14 protein-coding genes and 2 tRNA genes are annotated in these 19,519 nt (G+C 70.9%); 12 read left to right on the top strand and 4 right to left on the bottom strand.

The features are described 5' to 3' along the window. The first annotated feature begins 81 nt into the window (after nucleotides 1-81). From OG524_RS11860 to OG524_RS11850, 3 genes are all read left to right on the top strand, one after another. Nucleotides 82-154 (top strand) — tRNA-Ala (locus OG524_RS11860). Between the two features lie 405 nt (nucleotides 155-559). Next, nucleotides 560-793 carry a hypothetical protein gene (locus tag OG524_RS11855; protein ID WP_033305681.1) on the top strand — a complete coding sequence of 78 codons (234 nt, stop codon included), beginning with the start codon at nucleotides 560-562 and terminating at the stop codon, nucleotides 791-793. A 143-nt stretch (nucleotides 794-936) separates the two neighbouring features. Beyond that, nucleotides 937-1,009: transfer RNA gene (locus OG524_RS11850), tRNA-Ala, on the top strand. Nucleotides 1,010-1,072: 63 nt separating this feature from the next. On the opposite strand, the gene OG524_RS11845 is transcribed toward OG524_RS11850, so the two are convergent. Together OG524_RS11845 and OG524_RS11840 are read right to left on the bottom strand one after the other, a co-directional pair. Next, on the bottom strand, nucleotides 1,073-2,647 hold the full coding sequence (locus OG524_RS11845) for an NADH-ubiquinone oxidoreductase-F iron-sulfur binding region domain-containing protein (protein ID WP_405390883.1): 1,575 nt from the start codon (nucleotides 2,645-2,647) through the stop codon (nucleotides 1,073-1,075). Next, complete coding sequence (locus OG524_RS11840; protein ID WP_405810136.1) at nucleotides 2,644-3,990, bottom strand: hypothetical protein; 1,347 nt, start codon at nucleotides 3,988-3,990, stop codon at nucleotides 2,644-2,646. The genes OG524_RS11845 and OG524_RS11840 overlap by 4 nt, the downstream gene beginning before the upstream one ends. 499 nt (nucleotides 3,991-4,489) lie before the next feature. Between OG524_RS11840 and leuS the strand changes: the two genes are divergently transcribed. The 7 genes from leuS (at nucleotide 4,490) to OG524_RS11805 (ending at nucleotide 15,413) form a co-directional block, all read left to right on the top strand. Next, a complete protein-coding gene (gene leuS / locus OG524_RS11835) occupies nucleotides 4,490-7,363 on the top strand; it encodes a leucine--tRNA ligase (protein WP_405810134.1) in 2,874 nt (957 codons plus the stop codon). A gap of 145 nt (nucleotides 7,364-7,508) precedes the next feature. Continuing rightward, complete coding sequence (locus OG524_RS11830; RefSeq protein ID WP_405390886.1) at nucleotides 7,509-8,201, top strand: hypothetical protein; 693 nt, start codon at nucleotides 7,509-7,511, stop codon at nucleotides 8,199-8,201. 187 nt (nucleotides 8,202-8,388) lie between these two features. Beyond that, on the top strand, nucleotides 8,389-9,234 hold the full coding sequence (locus OG524_RS11825) for a DegV family protein (protein ID WP_405810132.1): 846 nt from the start codon (nucleotides 8,389-8,391) through the stop codon (nucleotides 9,232-9,234). Nucleotides 9,235-9,385: 151 nt separating this feature from the next. Continuing rightward, nucleotides 9,386-10,594, top strand: coding sequence for a helix-hairpin-helix domain-containing protein (locus OG524_RS11820; protein ID WP_405393230.1), 1,209 nt, complete (start codon nucleotides 9,386-9,388; stop codon nucleotides 10,592-10,594). Further along, nucleotides 10,591-13,119: a ComEC/Rec2 family competence protein gene (locus OG524_RS11815; RefSeq protein ID WP_405390888.1), complete on the top strand. Its 2,529-nt coding sequence runs from the start codon at nucleotides 10,591-10,593 to the stop codon at nucleotides 13,117-13,119. Before OG524_RS11820 ends, OG524_RS11815 begins: the two co-directional genes overlap by 4 nt. Nucleotides 13,120-13,515: 396 nt before the next feature. After that, entirely contained in the window at nucleotides 13,516-14,310 is a 795-nt protein-coding gene (locus OG524_RS11810) for an arylamine N-acetyltransferase (protein WP_405393232.1), read from the top strand. A gap of 218 nt (nucleotides 14,311-14,528) precedes the next feature. Then, nucleotides 14,529-15,413, top strand: a complete 885-nt coding sequence (locus tag OG524_RS11805; protein ID WP_405390889.1) for a YceI family protein — start codon at nucleotides 14,529-14,531, stop codon at nucleotides 15,411-15,413. A gap of 84 nt (nucleotides 15,414-15,497) precedes the next feature. Here the strand turns inward: OG524_RS11805 and OG524_RS11800 are convergent, their stop codons facing one another. Next, nucleotides 15,498-15,743 carry a hypothetical protein gene (locus OG524_RS11800; protein ID WP_405390890.1) on the bottom strand — a complete coding sequence of 82 codons (246 nt, stop codon included), beginning with the start codon at nucleotides 15,741-15,743 and terminating at the stop codon, nucleotides 15,498-15,500. 74 nt (nucleotides 15,744-15,817) lie between these two features. Between OG524_RS11800 and holA the strand changes: the two genes are divergently transcribed. Next, on the top strand, nucleotides 15,818-16,807 hold the full coding sequence (gene holA / locus OG524_RS11795) for a DNA polymerase III subunit delta (RefSeq protein ID WP_405810130.1): 990 nt from the start codon (nucleotides 15,818-15,820) through the stop codon (nucleotides 16,805-16,807). A gap of 319 nt (nucleotides 16,808-17,126) precedes the next feature. Here the strand turns inward: holA and rpsT are convergent, their stop codons facing one another. Beyond that, nucleotides 17,127-17,393 (bottom strand): 30S ribosomal protein S20, encoded by a 267-nt coding sequence (gene rpsT, locus OG524_RS11790; RefSeq protein WP_384492926.1) that lies wholly within the window; start codon nucleotides 17,391-17,393, stop codon nucleotides 17,127-17,129. 215 nt (nucleotides 17,394-17,608) lie between these two features. On the opposite strand from rpsT, the gene lepA reads away from it, so the two are divergent. Beyond that, on the top strand, nucleotides 17,609-19,483 hold the full coding sequence (gene lepA / locus OG524_RS11785; protein ID WP_384492925.1) for a translation elongation factor 4: 1,875 nt from the start codon (nucleotides 17,609-17,611) through the stop codon (nucleotides 19,481-19,483). The last annotated feature ends 36 nt before the right edge of the window (nucleotides 19,484-19,519 follow it).

Genomic DNA, 19,519 nt, shown 5'->3' with positions numbered 1-19,519 from the left:
CGGATTTCACTTTCCGGCCGGTCGCAGGCTAAAGTTCTTCTTGTTCGCAGCGCGGAAACGCAGGGAAACACGGCGAACAGCGGGGCTATAGCTCAGTTGGTAGAGCGCCTGCATGGCATGCAGGAGGTCAGGAGTTCAATTCTCCTTAGCTCCACAGTGAAGATCCCGTCCCCAGCAGGGGGCGGGATCTTTTTTCGTGCGGTTGTCCGGGGCGGGCGCCCAGGCCTTCGCGGCTCCGCCCAACTGCCTTGACCCGTTGGGGACAAGGGCCCGCGAGGTCCGTCGGCTCGGTCCGCGCCGGTGCGGCGACCGGTCCCGTGCGGCTCGTTTGCGACAAAGCCGGAGGCCTGGGCCGTCGGCGGGCTGACCCCCTTGCGGGGTCATGGCAGAATCGGAGCGCCGGAGGGGGCGACGGACCGATCGGGAGGGAGCGCGATGCCTGCGAGCCGCGTACAGGTCCCGGACCTGCTCCTTGTCCCCACCGAGAGTGCCGGCCCAGCCACCCCGCAAGAGGATTCCCGCGCGTGTACGGCCTGCGGCCGCAGTCGGAGCTGACCGGATGGGTGCACACAGGCGGAAGTGCGACTGGTGCGGCAGCGGTACGCCCATCGTCAGGGACATGGACCCGGTCAACGCGGAGTTCCAGTACTGGTGCGAGGAGTGCGCGCGGGCGCTGATCATAAAAGGCGACCCCATCGAGACCTACCGTGAGCTGGAGGGGGAACCCATCTACGGGAGGCTCCTGGAGGAGCACTGCACCCTCAAGCGGTTCTACTCCTTCGCCACCGCCTGACAAGGGCGGGACGGCCGGACCGCACACTGGTCAGGGCCTTGCGGGGCGGGCGTACCGGGTGGGAGTGGAAACGATTTTTGATGGGCCGGGGGGACCGTGTAATGTTCTCGATGTCGCCAGGGAAACCGGGCGATGAGCAACAAGGGGCTATAGCTCAGTTGGTAGAGCGCCTGCATGGCATGCAGGAGGTCAGGAGTTCAATTCTCCTTAGCTCCACAGTGAAGAAGCGGGCCATCCGAATCGGATGGCCCGCTTCTCGTCGTACCCGGCGGGTTCGGATCAACTACGTCCGCTGCCCAGGGCCTTGCGCCGGGCGCTCGGGAGCGCCGCTCGCTCGGCGGGCGCCTGTTCGATACGCAGTGCCAGTGCCGGGCACCTGCGGACCGCACGCTGGGCGCGGCCCCGCAGATGCATCGGAACGGCGGCGTCCGCGAGCGCCGGGTAGCCGTCGGGGCCCAGCCTGATCAGCTCGGGAACGATGTCGGCGCACAGCCCGTGGCCCTGGCAGAGCGTCCAGTCGACCGCCAGCTTCTCGCCGCTCGGAATGGACTCCTCCAGATCCTCGTAGCCGGCGGAGGGCAGCGGCAGGACGCCCAGCGTCTCCCGTCCGCAGCCGCCGTCCAGGACATGCGCGGCGAGATCGTCCGTGAACGCGGACAGCGTCGACGACAGGAAGCGCGCCGAGCCGTCCGGATGCTTGCACGCCCCCCGGCCCTTGACGGCCTGGGTGACCTCGCGCAGCGCCTCGAGTGCGGCCGGCCCGCCGCCGTTCAGCACGTCGGAGAGGCCGCCCGCCGCGGCGGGCAGCCCCAGCTTGCAGGGACCGCACTGGCCCGCGGTCTCGGCCGCCAGCCAGTTGGCGATCCTCAGCGACTCCCCGATCGGGCAGGTCTCCGGACCGATCGGCAGGATGGCACCCGCGCCGAGAGCGCCCCCCGCCGCCGCCAGGGACGCCCTGGAGACCACGGCGTCGTGCGCGGCGACCGCGTCGATCCAGTTGCCGTGGTAGCCGCCGGTCAGCACGCCCTGGGGAAGCGGTGGGGCACCGGCCAGCTGAAGGACGTACCGCAGGGGCACTCCGGTGGGCACTTCGATGACCATGGGGCGTGCCACTGCCCCGGAGACGGTGAGCAGGACCGTGCCGGGCTCGTCGGGTAGCCCGGTGTGTCCGTAGCGGCGGGAGCCGATCCGCGCGGCGACGGCGAGCTGGGCATAGGTCTCCGCGTTCGACAGCAGCGTCGGGGCACCGGCCACTCCGGACTCCGCCGCGCGCTCCCGGCGGCCCGGCGGCAGGGCGGGGCCGCCGTTCACCGCCCGGATGACCGCCGAGGCCTCCCCGGAGACCATGCGCTCCGGGGTGCGTACCACCCGGGCGCGCAGGTGCTGCCCGCGCCGGTCGGACAGCCCGCGCTCGGCCAGGGCGGCGCGGACGGACATCTCCGTGGAGTTGCGCGTGACGGCGACGACCAGGGTGCGTGCGCCGAGCGCCTCCGCCGCGAGCAGCGCACCGTCGAGGATCAGGTGCGGGGCACGGTTGAGCAGCACGGTGTCCTTGCGGCAGGCGGGCTCCCCCTCACTGCCGTTGATCACGACGACGGGGCGTACCCCCCGGCGTATGGATGCCTTCGCGACCGCGCGCAGCTTCTTCCCGAACGGGAAACCCGCACCGCCACGTCCCCGCAGGGAGATGGACTCGGCCAGTCCGGCGAGGCGCTCGCCGGTCATGGGTTCGAGCGGGCCGTGCACCTTCAGGTGCATGGCGAGGTCGATGCGCTCCACCAGGTCGAAACCGGTGGTCAGCTGGGGAAGGCCGACGACGCGAACCTCGGGAACATCGGGGAGGGGGACGTTCAAGGTCGGTCTCCTGCGGGTGCGTGCCAGGGTTCTCCGGCGGGGGGCGGGTAGAGCGGCCCCGGCATCTGTTCGGTCTCGGCGTCGCCGCCGTATCCGGTTTGGCCGACCGGAGGGGCGGGGGGTGCGTATGGGGAGGACGCACTCCCGGGTGCCTCGTACGCGGTCGGCTCCTGGGTGCGTGCGTACGCGTGCTCGGGGTCGTACAGGGGGTCCGGGTCGTACGCCGGCCTGTACGCCTGCGTAGGGGGCGCGGGCGACGGAGTGGGCCAGTGGTCGTCCGTCCGCTCGAACGGTGTCGCAGGGGACCGCGAGACGGCCCGGTAGGCCGCGGAGATGCCCTGCCCGAGACCCGGGGCGGGGGCGGGATCCGGGCCGAGCCGCTCGGAACTCCGCGGCGGGGGTTCATGGAGCGGGGACCCGTACGTCGGGGGCTCGTGCCGCGGCGCTTCGTACTGCGGCGACCCGGACGACGGCGTCTCGTAGAGGGACGCCCCGGACGGCGGTGCTTCGTAAAGAGGCGGCGAGGGGGCGGCGAGCGTCCGGGGGCGGACCGGGGTGCCGCGCAGGTCACGGTCGTCGTCCCCCCAGCCGGGCGCGTCCCGCGGCAGGCCCTGGCGCGGCTGCGGAGGCATGTGTTCCGCGCCGGGTAGCGGCGACGTGCGGATGACGGGAGCCGATTCGGCCGGCGGTGCGTCGGGGCTGACCAGAGCGGTGACCAGCTCGGTGATCAGGCGTTTGGCCGGACGTGGCAGCAAGCGGAGCCCCAGCGCCACGGCCACGGCCAGCAGGCAGAGCATGTACATCACGACGACCCAGGTCGCGGGCTGCCGTCCGGCATACAGGCCGTGCACCAGTGCGGAGCACCAGGCGGGGTAGGCCAGGGCGTGCAGCGCACGCCAGCGGCCGGCGGTCTTTCCCGGGGTGGCGAACGCGCTGCGAAGGGCGCCGGTCGCCGCGGCGACGATCATCAGCAGTCCGGCGAGCGAACCGAAGCCGATGAGGCCGGAGGTGCCGCTCACGCCCAGGCCGAACGGTACGAGGGCGCCGAGCAGTTCCACGTGCCCGAGCGCGACCTTCACGGTGCCGTGGAGCAGGAGGAACCCGAGCGAGGTGACAGCGGCTGCCCGGTGGACTCCCTGGGCGATCAGCCGGTGGCGGGTCGAGAGGAACAGGCGGTCGGTGGCCAGCAGGCCCCAGGCGACCGCCGCGGTGAGCGATACCAATGAGAGGACGCCGGTCGTGAAGTCCAGCGCCGCGCGCAAGTCGTCGCTCCCCGCGACGGCGAGCAGGGGTATGAGGACCAGCACTGCGACGGTCAGCCCGCCCTGCACCGGGCGGCTCATTCCTGGACTGCGGCTCATGGAGGGGGATGAGCGGGTCCTGCGATGAGGCTTCATGGGGGCAACTCCGAATGGCTCGGCAAAGCGGTCCCGTTGCCGCATGCTAGGTCGCCGCATACCGGCCGGTACGAGCTTTGAGTTGTTGCCCCGATAGAGGGCAGTACGCGGAGTAACCCCCGGAGTGTGTGGGTCCTGCGCAGAGCTGGTGACGATGCCGTGGGTGCGCGGGCTCGTGCGTGAGCGGGCCCGTCGGGGCGGACCGGCGGGTATATCCCGGACGGGGCCCCGGGCCCGTGCGGTACCCTGACGCCATGCGTGCCGTAGGCCTTCTGCTTAGCGAGCCGCGCTGATCACTCCCGACCGGTGAGAACGCCTGGTCGGACTCGGCGCGGCGTCCCCTCCTGTGCGAGGGGATTTTTCGTTTCCGTAGACGTATGTCCGTAGACGTGTGTCCGTGGACGTGGGCGCCCGGCAGATGACGATCGATGGAGCTTTGAGGATCATGAGCGAGACGAACACCGCGGCCGAGGCGGCCGCGCCGCACCGCTACACGGCAGCGATGGCCGCCGACATCGAGGCACGCTGGCAGGACTTCTGGGACGCCGAGGGGACGTACGAGGCGCCCAACCCGACCGGTGACCTGGCGGACGGCCCCGAACTGGCCGCCAAGCCGAAGAAGTTCATCATGGACATGTTCCCCTACCCCTCGGGGTCGGGCCTGCATGTCGGCCACCCGCTGGGTTACATCGCCACCGACGTGTACGCGCGCCACCAGAGGATGACCGGACACAACGTCCTGCACACCCTGGGCTTCGACGCCTTCGGTCTGCCCGCGGAGCAGTACGCCGTACAGACGGGCACCCACCCGCGGGTCTCCACCGAGGCCAACATGGAGAACATGAAGGTCCAGCTGCGCCGGCTGGGCCTGGGGCACGACAAGCGCCGCTCGTTCGCGACGATCGACGCGGACTACTACAGGTGGACCCAGTGGATCTTCCTGCAGATCTTCAACTCCTGGTACGACACCGAGGCCGACCGGGCCCGCCCGATCACCGAGCTGGTCGCCCGGTTCGAGAGCGGTGAGCGCCGGACCCCGGACGGCCGCGAGTGGGGCGCGCTGAACGCCGCCGAGCGCGCCGACGTCCTGGGGCAGTACCGCCTGGCGTACGCCTCGGACGCGCCCGTCAACTGGTCACCCGGGCTGGGTACCGTGCTGGCCAACGAAGAGGTGACGGCCGACGGCCGCTCCGAGCGTGGCAACTTCCCGGTCTTCAAGGCCAAGCTGCGCCAGTGGAACATGCGGATCACCGCGTACGCCGACCGGCTGCTGAACGACCTGGACGCCCTGGACTGGCCCGAGGCCATCAAGCTGCAGCAGCGCAACTGGATCGGCCGTTCCGAGGGTGCGCGCGTCGACTTCCCGGTCGACGGCGCCGGTGCGATCACCGTCTTCACCACCCGGCAGGACACGCTGTTCGGTGCCACCTACATGGTGCTGGCGCCCGAGCACGACCTGGTCGAGCGGATCATCCCCGCAGCCTGGCCGCAGGGCACCCACCCCGTGTGGACCGGCGGGCACGCGAGCCCGGCCGAGGCCGTCACCGCGTACCGCAAGCAGGCCGCGGCCAAGTCCGACGTGGAGCGGCAGGCCGAGGCCAAGGACAAGACCGGTGTCTTCACCGGCGCGTACGCGACCAACCCGGTCAGCGGCGACAAGGTCCCCGTCTTCATCGCCGACTACGTCCTGATGGGCTACGGCACCGGCGCGATCATGGCCGTACCGGCGCACGACCCGCGCGACTTCGCCTTCGCGCGCGCCTTCGAACTGCCGATGCGCTGTGTCGTTGAGCCGTCGGACGACCGCGGTACGGATGCATCCACCTGGGAGGACGCCTTCGGGTCGTACGACGCGAAGCTGGTCAACTCCGCGAACGACGAGATCTCCCTGGACGGCCTGGGTGTCGTCGACGCCAAGGTGAAGATCACCGAGTGGCTGCAGGCGCACGGTGTCGGCGAGGGCACCGTCAACTTCCGGCTGCGCGACTGGCTGTTCAGCCGCCAGCGCTACTGGGGCGAGCCCTTCCCGATCGTGTACGACGAGGAGGGCATCGCCCACCCGCTGCCCGAGTCGATGCTGCCGCTGGAGCTGCCCGAGGTCGAGGACTACTCGCCGCGCACCTTCGACCCGGAGGACGCCGACACCAAGCCGGAGACCCCGCTGTCCCGGAACGCCGACTGGGTCAACGTCACGCTGGACCTGGGCGACGGGGCTGGTCTGCGAAGTTACCGCCGCGAGACCAACACCATGCCGAACTGGGCCGGTTCCTGCTGGTACGAGCTGCGCTACCTGGACCCGGACAACGACCGGCGACTGGTCGACCCGGCGATCGAGCAGTACTGGATGGGGCCGCGCGAGGGCATGCCCACGGGCGGCGTCGACCTGTACGTCGGCGGCGCCGAGCACGCCGTGCTGCATCTGCTGTACGCGCGGTTCTGGTCCAAGGTGCTGCACGACCTGGGCCACATCTCGTCCGCCGAGCCGTTCCACAAGCTGTACAACCAGGGCATGATCCAGGCCTTCGTGTACCGGGACAGCCGTGGGATCGCGGTGCCGGCCACCGAGGTCGAGGAGCGCGACGGCGGGTACTACCACCAGGGCGAGAAGGTCAGCCGCGTCCTGGGCAAGATGGGCAAGTCCCTGAAGAACGCCGTGACGCCCGACGAGATCTGCGGCGAGTACGGTGCCGACACGCTGCGGCTGTACGAGATGGCCATGGGCCCGCTGGACGTCTCGCGACCGTGGGACACGCGTGCCGTGGTGGGGCAGTACCGCCTGCTGCAGCGGCTGTGGCGCAACGTCGTCGACGAGGAGACCGGTGAGGTCACCGTCGTCGACACGGAGGGCGACGAGGACACGCTGAGGGCGCTGCACAAGGCCATCGACGGCGTCGGTCAGGACATGGCCGGTATGCGTTTCAACACCGCCATCGCCAAGGTCACCGAGTTGAACAACCACCTGACGAAGGCGGGCGGCCCGCTGCCACGGTCGGTCGCCGAGCAGCTGGTGCTGCTGGTCGCGCCCCTGGCCCCGCACGTGGCGGAGGAGCTGTGGCGTCGGCTGGGTCACACCGAATCGGTCGTCCACCAGGCCTTCCCGGTCGCCGACCCGGCGTACGTCGTGGACGAGACCGTGACCTGCGTCGTGCAGATCAAGGGCAAGGTCAAGGCACGCCTGGAGATCTCCCCGTCCATCACGGACGAGGAACTGGAGGCGCTGGCCCTGGCCGACGAGGGCGTCGTCGCCGCACTGGGCGGGGCCGGTATCCGCAAGGTCATCGTGCGGGCGCCGAAGCTGGTCAACATCGTCCCCGCGTAACGGCTGAGGGCCGCCGGCCGGTCGAGGCCAGGGCTTTCCCCTACGGGCAGGTTGGGGGTTCCGGTGGAACCCCTGGCCTGCCTGTTCCGTTTACCGTAGAAGGGGCACCGCACACCGGGGCCGATTCGACCATCGAGGGGCGTTCATGGAATCCGTGATCCTGATCCTGACGCTGCTGTTCGTCGCGTTCATGGCGCTCGGGGTGTACGTCGGTGTCAAGGCCGTACGCGCGGCCAAGCGCGGGGTGGACCGCACGATCACGCAGGCCCGCCGCTCCGTGGAGGACACCACGCTGCGGGCCAAGAGCTACGGCCAGCCGGGCGTGGCGGGAGAGCTCGCGCAGCTGCGGCTGGCCCTGCGGACATCGATGCGGGCCACTCAGGACGCGTTGAACGCCGGGGCGGCGGAGGACGCGTCGCTGTCGGAGTCCCTGGGGCTCTTCGAGCGGCTGAGCGTGCACGGGCGTGAGCTCGACAACGACCTCAAGCGCCTGGAGCGCGAGCCGGACCGGGCGACGGTGGCCACACTGCTGCCGGCTCTGAAGGAGCGCACGGAACGCATCACGCACTCGGCCGAGTCGCTCCGCTGGGCGGCGCGTGACCGGGCGCGGCAGTTCGCCGACGACGACCTCGCGGCGCTGAACGCTCAGATCGACGTCGAGGCGGGTGCCCTGCGGCACTGGACGACGGAGGAGCCGGCCGACCGGGGCGGCACCACGGGCCGGAGCTGGAGCGGACCGGCCGACGAGGAGACACCGCAGGCGCTCACGCCTCCGGACCCCCGCCTGCAGACCGGCTACCCGTGGCAGAAGGCCGCCAGGCCGGAAAGCACGAACTGACACCGGCTGGCCGAGCACGAGACGGCCGAGCACGAGACGGCCGAGCGCGAGACGGCTGAGCGCGAGACGGTTGTGTAAGAGACGGTTGCGTACGAGACCGGTAGGACCTGTTCCGAACCGATCGGAAATGATCAGTAGGGCAGGCCCGGGCTGCCGTGTCACCGCCCCGGAAGGTAACCTCCGGCTCATGTCCCGCCATGTCGCGATCGTCACCGATTCAACGGCCTACCTGCCGCGCCAGACGATGGAACGGCACGGCATCACCGCGGTGCCGCTGACCGTCGTCCTGGGTGATCAGGCCCTGGAGGAGGGCACGGAGATCTCGGCCCGGTCGCTGGCCGTGGCCCTCCAGAAGCGCCGCTCCGTGACCACGTCCCGGCCCGGTCCGGAAGTCTTCGCCGCCGCCTACCGCGCGGCTGCCGGGGACGGGGCCACCGGTATCGTCTCCCTGCATCTCTCGGCCGAGTTCTCGGGCACGTACGACTCCGCGGTGCTCGCCGCGAAGGACGCGCCGGTGCCGGTGCGCGTGGTCGACACCGGCATGGTCGCCATGGCTCTCGGATTCTGTGCGCTGGCCGCCGCTGAGGCCGTCGAGGCGGGCGGCGGACTGGACGAGGCGGTCGCCGCGGCGGAGAAGCGGGCCGAAGGAACCTCGGCGTACTTCTATGTCGACACGCTGGACTATCTGCGCCGTGGGGGGCGCATAGGCGCGGCTCAGGCTCTGCTCGGTTCCGCCCTCGCGGTCAAGCCGCTGCTCCAACTGGACGGTGGACGCATCGAACTGCTGGAGAAGGTGCGGACGGCGTCGAAGGCGATCGCACGGCTCGAGGAGATTGTCGCCGAGCAGGCCGGATCGGGTGCGGTGGACATCGCCGTGCACCACCTCGCGGCGCCGGACAGGGCGGAGCGACTGGCGGAGCGGCTGCGTGAGCGGGTTCCCGGACTCGTCGACCTGCATGTGAGCGAAGTGGGTGCGGTGATCGGTGCCCATACCGGGCCGGGGCTGTTGGGAGCGGTGATCTCACCGCGCTGAAGTCCACCTCGGCGGGTGACGGAGATATCCACAACCGGGCAGTTATCCACCGGAATTGGGGCTCCTCGGCGGATTTTCGCGGAAGTGTCTAGCGTCGTGAGGCATGACCCTCCGATCGCTTCGTGCACCCAGTCGAGCAACTGTCCGGCCGATCAGCGGCTCCACACACCGAGGCGCGTCACATCGCGCGGTTCGGCGTGCCACGCGTGGCGGGCCGTCCGGCCACGCCGAGCCGGGTTTCCGGCACGGGCCCGGCGTCGGGCCCGCGGGAGCGGCGGGAACCGGGCCGGGCACCCGCCACGGGCGCCGGCGCCGGACCGAGCGTGGGCGCCGCGACGCCGAGGCCGCTGCGGCTTCACGGCTCAGGGCCGATGCGCTGCTGGCCGCCGGGCCTCGCCCGGCGACGGGGACCGTGACACCGGCTTCCCGCCGACCCGGGCCCACCCGCGCGGCACCTTCCTGGGCCGTGGCCCCGGAGCCGGTCGCTTCGGAGCGGGACAGCTGCGGGCGGGGCAGTTCCGCAGTGGCTTCCGCTGCTCCGGCCGCCACTGCTTCCGCCGATCTCACCACTCCCACCGACCTCACCACTCCCACCGTTTCGCCGGGCTCGGCTGCCGGACTGCCGTGGTGGCGGACGGCCGGCCCGGCTCTGCGGGAACGTTTACCGCTGTGGGTGCACCTCAGATGCGGTCTGGAGCCGCGCTCGCTCGCAGCGCTCGCTGTCGTCCTGGTCGGGGCCGCGGTCCTCGCCGCGACACACTTCTGGTCGGGACGTCCTCAGCCCGTACAGGCCCCCGAGAAGGTGAAGGAGGCCGCGGCAGCCCGCCCGGCCGCACCCGCACCCTCAGGTCCTTCCGGCACGGGCTTCCTTCCCGGGCCGTCCGACGGATCTCCGCCCACCCCCGCACCCGGTGGCCGGATCGTCGTCGACGTGAGCGGCAAGGTGCGCCGGCCGGGGATCCAGCACCTGCCGTCCGGCTCTCGCGTCGCCGACGCCCTGCGCGCAGCGGGAGGAGTGCGTACGGGCGCGGATGTCACCGGGCTCAACCGGGCGCGCGTTCTGACGGACGGCGAACAGGTCCTGGTGGGCCTGCCCGGCGTCCAGGCCGCCGCAGGAGGCACAGCGGGAGGGGGCGGCGGGTCCGGGCAGGTCCAGGACGGTCCGGCCGCACCGGTGAGTCTCAGCACGGCCACGGTGGAACAGCTCGACACGCTGCCCGGGGTCGGACCGGTGCTCGCCCAGCACATCATCGACTACCGCACCGAGCACGGGGGTTACCGGTCCGTCGACGAACTCCGAGAGGTCAACGGCATCGGCGACCGGCGGTTCGCGGACCTTCGGCCGCTGGTCCGGCCATGAGCGGCCCCGACGTTCACACGGCCTCGGGCAGGCGACTGGGCTCCGCCGACCCGCACCAGGAAGGTCCTGTCGACCTCCGGCTCGTCCCGCCTGCCCTCGCGGCGTGGGCCGCCGCCGGACTCGCACTCGGCGCGCCGGGCCGGTGGGCGGCCGTGGGAGCCGCCCTCTGTGCCGGTACAGCCCTGGTGCTCCTGGCAGGGCCCCGAGTGAGGGCAGCGGTCCGTGCGGGGCGCACAGGGGCTTTCCGGCGTACCACCGGAGCCCCGTCGTACGCACGGCTGCGCACCACCGCCGCCGGTGTACTGCTCTGCGCGGCGGCCGGGGCAGCGGCCGCCGGACTCCACGGCGCGGACAGCCGGAGCGGTCCCGTTCCCGGACTGGCGGAGGACTACACCCGGGTCGAGGCGGAGGTGACCGTCACGTCCGACCCCCGGCAGACCCGGCCGCGGGTCCGGGGCGACCACAGCACCCCGGTATCCCTGCTGCTCGACGCCGAGGCCGACCGGCTGACCGGCCCCGACGGCACGGTCATCAGGCTCCGCACCCCGGTCCTCGTCATGGTCTCGCCGGGTGCCGCCTCCGCACAGTGGCAACGGCTGCTCCCCTCCACCGGGCTGCGGATCAGCGGTCGCCTGGCACCACCACGCCATGAGGGGGAGCGCATCGCCGCCGTGCTCGGTACGGACGCGGACGATCCGCCGCCGGTCATCTCGGCGCCGACCCTCCTCCAGCGGACGGCAGGACAGCTGCGCTCCGGCCTGCGGGAAGCCACCGACGGGCTCGACGCCGATGCGCGGGCACTCCTGCCGGGCCTGGTGGTCGGCGACACCTCCAGGGTCACACCCGAACTGCACGACGCCTTCAAGGCCACCGATCTCACCCACCTGCTCGCCGTGTCGGGTGCCAACCTGTCGATCCTCCTCTTCCTCCTCATCGGCCCGCCCGGAACGGCCCTGCGCAGCGAACGCCGCGGCCTGGCACCCCGGCTGGGGATCTCTCTGCGCATGACCGCACTGATCGGTGGCGGGATCGCGCTCGCCTTCGTGATCGTCTGCCGCCCGGAACCGAGCGTCCTACGTGCGGCGGCGTGCGGGCTGATCACGCTTCTCGCCATCGGCACGGGCCGGCGCAGATCGCTGATTCCCGCACTGGCCGCGGCCGTTCTGCTGCTGGTGCTGTACGACCCGTGGCTGGCCCGCAGTTACGGGTTCCTGCTGTCCGTGCTGGCCACCGGGGCGCTCCTGACCCTCGCGCCACGGTGGAGCAGCGCCCTGCAACGGCACCGGGTGCCGCCGAGGGTTGCCGAGGTGCTGGCTGCGGCGGGCGCCGCGCAGGCGGCGTGCGCCCCGGTCGTCGTGGTCCTCGCCTCACGGGTCAGTCTGGTGGCGGTCCCCTGTAATCTGTTGGCCGAATTCGCCGTGGCGCCCGCCACGGTCCTCGGATTCGCGGCGCTCGCCGTGGCCCCGGTGTCGATGGCGGCGGCCGAGGCCCTGGCCCTGGTCGCCGGCTGGCCGGTCGGATGGATCGCGTCCGTGGCCCGCACCGGATCGGCCCTTCCCGGAGCCGAGGTCGACTGGCCCGGCGGCTGGAGGGGCGCGGCTCTGCTGGCCGTCCTCACGCTGGTGCTGGTGTTGTCCGCACGCCGTCTCTCCCGCCACCCCTGGGTCTGTTCCGCCGCCGCGCTCGCCCTGGTCCTGGCGGTGCTGAGACCGGTGCCGCTCACCAGGATCATGACCGGATGGCCGCCGCCCGACTGGGCGTTCGCGATGTGTGACGTGGGGCAGGGGGATGCCATGGTGCTCGCTGCGGGGGAGGGCACGGGGGTGGTCGTCGACACCGGCCCGGACCCGCGCCTCGTCGACCGGTGCCTGCGCGACCTCGGCATCACCCGTGTGCCGCTCCTGCTTCTCACCCACTTCCACGCCGACCATGTGCGCGGCCTGCCGGGTGCCCTGCGGGGAAGGGAGGTCGCCGCGATCCAGACGACGAGTCTCGACGAGCCGGCGGAGCAGGCCGCCTTCGTGAAGCGGACGGCGGCCACGGCGGACGTCCCGGTGGTCCCGGCCGTTCCGGGGGAGCGTCGGCGGTTCGGCCCGCTCGACTGGCGGGTTCTCTGGCCGGCGGCCGATGCGCGGGGCGCGGTACCGGCCTTCGTGACGGAGGAGCCGAACGACTCCAGCGTCACCCTCTTCGTACGATCGGGCGGGTTGACACTGCTGCTCCTCGGCGATCTCGAACCCCCGGCCCAACGAGGGGTGCTGCGCAGCTACCCGGCGCTGCCCCGGGTGGACGTGCTCAAGGTGGCGCACCACGGCTCCGCCTACCAGGACACCGCTCTCCTGCGCAGCGTGCGCCCGAGGCTGGCGCTCATCAGCTGCGGTACGGACAACCCGTACGGGCATCCGGCAGCCCGTACGGTCGAGGCGCTCAGAGCCGGGGGCGCGAAGGTTCTCCGGACGGACGTCGACGGTGCCGTCGCCGTGACCGGGGCCGGTACGGGACTGCGTGCGGCAGGCCGCTCATGAGCGCGGGGACGGAGGCCGGTTGCGGGCTCAGGAGCGGAAGCGGGCCGCCGGACCGGCCGGGTGCCCGAAGCGGCGGGAAGGGCCGCCCCTTCCGTGATCTCGTCCCCGTCCCACACGAGCGACAACGGCACCGGACACGGCACACCGTTCGCGGCGGAGGTCGCCACCCAGGCGTCGTGGTTCTCCTCGATGTGGGCAGTCACGTCCTGTTTGCGCTGGTCCGGGCCGCGTGCCGGCACCTTTTCCGTCCTGGCCGACAGACCGGCCGTCTGCGGTCTTCCGGGCCCCCGTCGGCGAACCCAGGACCTGGGGCTCATGGCGTGGTGCGGTGCACCGGGACAGACTGCCGCCATGAAGCCGACGAACCGCATCAACCGCATCAACAGCATGAACGGAATGAACAGCGCGGCGGGTGTGGCGGACGCCTATCTGGAGCGCATCGGCGCCGTCCGTCCCACGCGTGCCGATGCGGCCGCCCTGCGCGAACTCCAGCTCCGACACCTGATGACCGTGCCCTTCGAGAACCTCTCGATCCATTTCGGCGAGGACATCGTCCTGGAGGAGGAGAAGCTCCTCGACAAGATCGTGACGGACCGCAGGGGCGGCTTCTGCTACGAACTCAACGGCGCCTTCGCCGCGTTGCTGCGAGAGCTCGGCTTCCGCGTCGCCCTCCTCCAGGCGCGGGTCTTCGGCGACGGAGGGCGCCTCGGTATTCCGTACGACCACATGGCGCTGCGCGTGGAGACCGACGACGGCACGGGGCCGTGGCTGGCCGATGTCGGGTTCGGCGACCACGCCCTCCACCCGCTCGCGCTGGACGACCGCACCGGGCAGGACGACCCGTGCGGTGTGTTCCGCTTCCGGGAGGCCCCGCAAGGGGACCTCGATCTGCTGCGCGGCGGCTCGCGGGAGTTCCGTCTGGACCTGCGGCCACGGGTGCTGGCGGACTTCCGGGCCGGCTCCTGGTACCACCGGACGTCGCCGGATTCGCACTTCACCCGATCCCTGGTCTGCTCGCTGCGTACCGAGGCAGGGCGATCGACGCTCAGTGGCCGCACCCTGGTCACGACGGTGCGCGGTGAGCGGCACAGGACGGAGCTGGGCACCGACGTCGAGGTCCTCGCCGCCTACCACGAACACTTCGGGTTGCGTCTCTCCGAGCTGCCCGAGGTGCGACAGATCCTGGCGTGAGCCATGGGTGTCCTGCGTGGCACGCACAAGCGGAACGGTCAATTCGGACCTTCGCTAATACCTCGTAACACCTCGGCACAACCCCCTCCGAGCCGCTGTGTTTGCCTCGAACATTGCAACGGTGATCGAATATGTATTCGTCGGCGGACCGCTGCTCCGACAACGACGTCCAGCCGCCAGGGGTCCGAGATGAGAACCGCCCCTGGGAGTACGTGCATATGTTCGGTCGTTGGCTAGGCAACAAGGCGAAGTCCGGCACCGCACTCAGCAGCGCCGTCGCAGGGCTACCGGTACCGAGTACCGCAGGTCTGGTCAGCTGCCGGGTGCTGGATCCCGTCAGTGAGCCGGTGCGGCAGGCCGAGTTCGTCGTCACGGACAGTGCGGGCCGCAAGGTCGTCGGCGGGGAGACGGACCCCTTCGGGAGCGTCGTCGCCACGATTCCGGCAGGCGACTACCGCCTGGGTGTCACGGCCGAGGGCTTCAGCCCGTTCCACGGACCGGTCGTCGTCACGGAGAGCGGTCACGCGAGCCTCGGCGACGTGGTGCTCCAGGTGGTGCAGCCTCCACAGCTTCCCGAGCCCGGGGACTGGGAGATCGAGCCGATGCACTCGCGGATCGGCTTCACGGCACGTCACATCGGGATGGCCCGCATCCACGGCCGGTTCAACAGCTTCGCCGGTGCCGTCCGGATCGCCGACCGCATGGAGGACTCCGCCATGCACGTCATCATCGACGCCTCGTCGATCGACACGAACGTCCAGATGCGCGACGACCACCTGCGCTCCGGCGACTTCCTGGACGTCGGGCGCTATCCGACCCTCGAGTTCTACAGCGAGCGCTTCGTCCACCGCGGCGGCAGCCGCTGGGGCGTCAGTGGTGCGCTCACGCTGCACGGTGTGAGCCGCACCGTCACGCTGGACACCCAGTACCTCGGTCTGGGCAACGGCCTGGAGGGTGAGACCCGCGCGGCCTGCCGTGCCACCACCGAACTGCACCGCGAGGACTTCACCCTCACCTGGCAGACGATGCTGGCCCGCGGTATCGCGGCGGTCGGCTCCAGCATCGAGATCGACATGGACATCCAGATCGTCCCCAAGGGCTGAACGGGCTGAACGGGCCGAACCCAGGGCCCACCCCGGGGAACAAGGGCCGGACCCGCCGGGGGCGGCCAGTTCCGGCCGCCCCCGCTACGGCGCCTCCAGCCACCCCTCGTACTCCGCGGCGAACGCATCGAGAGCCGCGGAGTCCAGGCGCCCGGCCGGATCCTCCACGACCACCAGCCACTGGGCGTCCTCCGCGTCGTCCTCGCCGGCCAGGGCGTCCCGTACGAGCTGGGGCTCCTCCGTGACGCCGAACCGGTCGGCGAGTTCCTCGGCCGCGTCCTGGGCCGTGTCGCGGTCGGGCAGCACCAGTACATGTCTCACATCGCTCACCCGGTCATTCTCCGGTATGCCCGGGGCAGGCGGCCCCGCCGCCCTGTCACCGGGGCGTGGGATGCTGGACCGCGATGGCCACCAGAAGCAGTTCCACCGACAATCCGCTCGCCCCCGTGACGCTCGCCGTGGGCCAGGAGGACCTGCTCCTGGACCGGGCCGTGCAGCACGTCGTGGCAGCCGCCCGTGCCTCCGACGCCGACACGGACGTCCGCGACCTCTCCTCCGACCAGCTGCAGCCGGGCACGCTCGCCGAGCTGACCAGCCCGTCGCTCTTCGCCGAGCGCAAGGTCGTGATCGTGCGCAACGCCCACGATCTCTCGGCCGACACGGTCAAGGACGTCAAGGCGTACCTCTCCGCGCCCGCCGAGGAGATCACCCTCGTGCTCCTCCACGCCGGCGGGGCCAAGGGCAAGGGCCTGCTGGACGCGGTCCGGAAGGCGGGTGCGCGCGAGGTCGCCTGCCCGAAGACGACCAAGTCGGCCGAGCGGCTCTCCTTCGTCAGGTCGGAATTCCGGACCCTCGGGCGCTCCGCGACCCCCGAGGCGTGCCAGGCACTCGTGGACTCCATCGGCAGCGATCTGCGCGAGCTGGCGAGCGCCGTCTCCCAGCTGACCGCGGACGTCGAGGGCACCATCGACGAGGCCGTCGTCGGCCGCTACTACACCGGCCGCGCCGAGGCCTCCTCCTTCACGGTCGCCGACCGTGCGGTCGAGGGAAGGGCGGCGGAGGCGCTGGAGGCGCTGCGGTGGTCGCTGTCGACCGGTGTCGCGCCCGTCCTGATCACCAGCGCCCTCGCCCAGGGCGTCCGGGCGATCGGCAAGCTGTCGTCGGCCCGGGGCGGACGCCCCGCGGACCTCGCACGCGAGCTCGGCATGCCACCCTGGAAGATCGACCGGGTGCGCCAGCAGATGCGCGGCTGGACGCCCGACGGGGTCTCGGCCGCGCTGCGCGCGGTCGCGGCGGCCGACGCGGGGGTCAAGGGCGGCGGTGACGATCCGGAGTACGCCCTGGAGAAGGCCGTCGTCGCGATCGCGCGAGCCGCACGGTCCGGCGGACGCTAGCGGCTGCCCGGTCCCTCCCGAGGTACGCGAGCCCGGGCGGCACAAGCCCGGGCAGCACGGAGCCCGGGCGCCGCGAGCCCGAGCAGCACCGAGCCCGAGCAGCACGGAGCCCGGGCGGCACCCCGCCCGAGCAGCACCGTGCCCCGACAGCACAAAGGCCCCGGTCGCCGTCCTGGGGAGGACGGTGACCGGGGCCTTCGGTTCACGCTGTGTGCGCCGCACCCGCGTGGCGAACGCAGGTTCGGTGTGCGGCACGGGGTGCCGGTCAGGAGCGGGAGAGAGGGCCCGCTGAGTCCGTTCCGGCTTTCACATCAGTAGCTCAGCCCTGGAGGGCGACAACCTTGAGCGCCAGCGCCGACTTCTTGTTGGCGGCGGCGTTCTTGTGGATGACACCCTTCGAGACAGCCTTGTCGAGCTGGCGGGACGCGTCACGGACGGCCACAGTGGCCTTCTCGACGTCACCGGAAGCGGCAGCCTCACGGGCCTTGCGGATCGAGGTCTTGAGCGAGGACTTGACGGCCTTGTTACGCAGGCGCGCCTTCTCGTTCGTCTTGTTCCGCTTGATCTGGGACTTGATGTTCGCCACGAAAGAGCCTTTTCAGGTTCGTTGGATCTTCTATGTGCGTCACATGGCTTCTGAGGGCCAGGAGACACAGCTGCCCACGGTACCAGTCACCCTCGGACCGGCCCAAACCGGTCCCAGCCCCGCAGGCGTGGGACGATGGAGCCTGCGTATTGATCCGACCGACCCGACATCGACCCGAGACACGGCGTTCGGCGTCTCAAGAATCAGGACCCTGCGTGCCCGCGACTCCTACCAACGTGCCCGAGCCGAGCCGTACCGACCCGGCGCTGATCCGCAACTTCTGCATCATCGCGCACATCGACCACGGCAAGTCGACGCTTGCCGACCGGATGCTTCAGCTGACGGGCGTGGTCGATGTGCGGCAGATGCGCGCTCAGTACCTCGACCGGATGGACATCGAGCGCGAGCGCGGCATCACCATCAAGTCCCAGGCGGTCCGTCTGCCGTGGGCGCCCACCGAGGGCGAGGACACGGGCGCGACCCACATCCTCAACATGATCGACACCCCCGGCCACGTGGACTTCACCTACGAGGTCTCCCGTTCCCTCGCCGCATGCGAGGGCACGGTCCTGCTCGTCGACGCGGCACAGGGGATCGAGGCGCAGACCCTCGCCAACCTCTACCTGGCGATGGAGAACGACCTCACCATCATCCCGGTGCTCAACAAGATCGACCTGCCTGCCGCGCAGCCCGAGAAGTTCTCCGAGGAGCTGGCCAACCTCATCGGCTGCCAGCCCGAGGACGTGCTCAAGGTCTCGGCGAAGACCGGTATCGGCGTGGACGCACTGCTCAACCGGGTGGTCCGCGACGTTCCCGCCCCCGTCGGCAAGGCGGACGAAGCCGCCCGCGCGATGATCTTCGACTCGGTCTACGACCCCTACCGCGGCGTCGTCACCTACGTCAGGGTCATCGACGGTCAGCTCAGCAAGCGCGAGCGCATCCGGATGATGTCCACGGGCGCCACCCACGAGCTGCTGGAGATCGGTGTCTCCTCCCCGGAGATGACCCCGGCCGACGGCATCGGCGTCGGTGAGGTCGGCTACATCATCACCGGTGTGAAGGACGTCCGGCAGTCCAAGGTCGGCGACACCATCACCTCCCTGCACAACGGGGCGACCGAGGCGCTGGGCGGCTACAAGGACCCCAAGCCGATGGTGTTCTCCGGCCTGTACCCGCTGGACGGCTCGGACTACCCGGACCTGCGCGAGGCCCTGGACAAGCTCCAGCTCAACGACGCCGCCCTCGTGTACGAGCCGGAGACCTCCGCCGCGCTCGGCTTCGGCTTCCGCGTCGGCTTCCTCGGCCTGCTCCACCTCGACGTGGTCCGCGAGCGTCTGGAGCGCGAGTTCGGTCTCGAGCTCATCGCCACCGCCCCGAACGTGGTCTACCGCGTCGAGATGGAGGACGGCACCGAGCACATCGTCACCAACCCGAGCGAGTTCCCCGAGGGCAAGATCGACAAGGTGCACGAGCCGGTCGTCCGGGCCACGGTCCTGGCCCCGAGCGAGTTCATCGGCGCGATCATGGAGCTGTGCCAGAACCGGCGCGGCACCCTGCTCGGCATGGACTACCTCTCCGAGGACCGCGTCGAGATCCGCTACACCCTGCCGCTCGCCGAGATCGTCTTCGACTTCTTCGACCAGCTGAAGTCCAAGACCCGCGGTTACGCCTCGCTCGACTACGAGCCCACCGGTGAGCAGTCCGCCCAGCTCGTCAAGGTCGACATCCTGCTGCACGGCGACAAGGTCGACGCGTTCTCCGCGGTCACGCACAAGGACAAGGCGTACGCGTACGGGGTGCGGCTCGTCGCCAAGCTGCAGAAGCTCATCCCCCGGCAGAACTTCGAGGTGCCGATCCAGGCGGCCATCGGTGCCCGGGTCATCGCGCGTGAGACCGTTCGGGCCATCCGCAAGGACGTCCTCGCCAAGTGCTACGGCGGTGACATCTCCCGTAAGCGGAAGCTGCTGGAGAAGCAGAAGGAAGGCAAGAAGCGGATGAAGATGGTCGGCAACGTGGAGGTGCCGCAGGACGCGTTCATCTCCGTCCTGTCGACCGACGAGTCGGCCGGCGAGGGCAAGGCCAAGAAGTAGCCGTGCCCTCCTCCTCCCGGGGACCGGTCCCCGGGA

The organism is Streptomyces sp. NBC_01520 (assembly GCF_045040375.1).
Lineage (GTDB): Bacteria > Actinomycetota > Actinomycetes > Streptomycetales > Streptomycetaceae > Streptomyces.
The sequence above is the reverse complement of the archived record's forward strand: the minus strand, read 5'-3'. Positions and strand labels throughout refer to the sequence as shown.

Coding starts and splice junctions, on each gene's coding strand:
- OG524_RS11825 (WP_405810132.1), top strand. CDS start 8,389: ATGTCCCGCCATGTCGCGATCGTCACCGATTCAACGGCCTACCTGCCG.
- OG524_RS11810 (WP_405393232.1), top strand. CDS start 13,516: ATGAACAGCGCGGCGGGTGTGGCGGACGCCTATCTGGAGCGCATCGGC.
- OG524_RS11840 (WP_405810136.1), bottom strand. CDS start 3,990: ATGAGCCGCCCGGTGCAGGGCGGGCTGACCGTCGCAGTGCTGGTCCTC.
- OG524_RS11830 (WP_405390886.1), top strand. CDS start 7,509: ATGGAATCCGTGATCCTGATCCTGACGCTGCTGTTCGTCGCGTTCATG.
- leuS (WP_405810134.1), top strand. CDS start 4,490: ATGAGCGAGACGAACACCGCGGCCGAGGCGGCCGCGCCGCACCGCTAC.
- OG524_RS11805 (WP_405390889.1), top strand. CDS start 14,529: ATGTTCGGTCGTTGGCTAGGCAACAAGGCGAAGTCCGGCACCGCACTC.
- OG524_RS11815 (WP_405390888.1), top strand. CDS start 10,591: ATGAGCGGCCCCGACGTTCACACGGCCTCGGGCAGGCGACTGGGCTCC.
- holA (WP_405810130.1), top strand. CDS start 15,818: ATGGCCACCAGAAGCAGTTCCACCGACAATCCGCTCGCCCCCGTGACG.
- OG524_RS11855 (WP_033305681.1), top strand. CDS start 560: ATGGGTGCACACAGGCGGAAGTGCGACTGGTGCGGCAGCGGTACGCCC.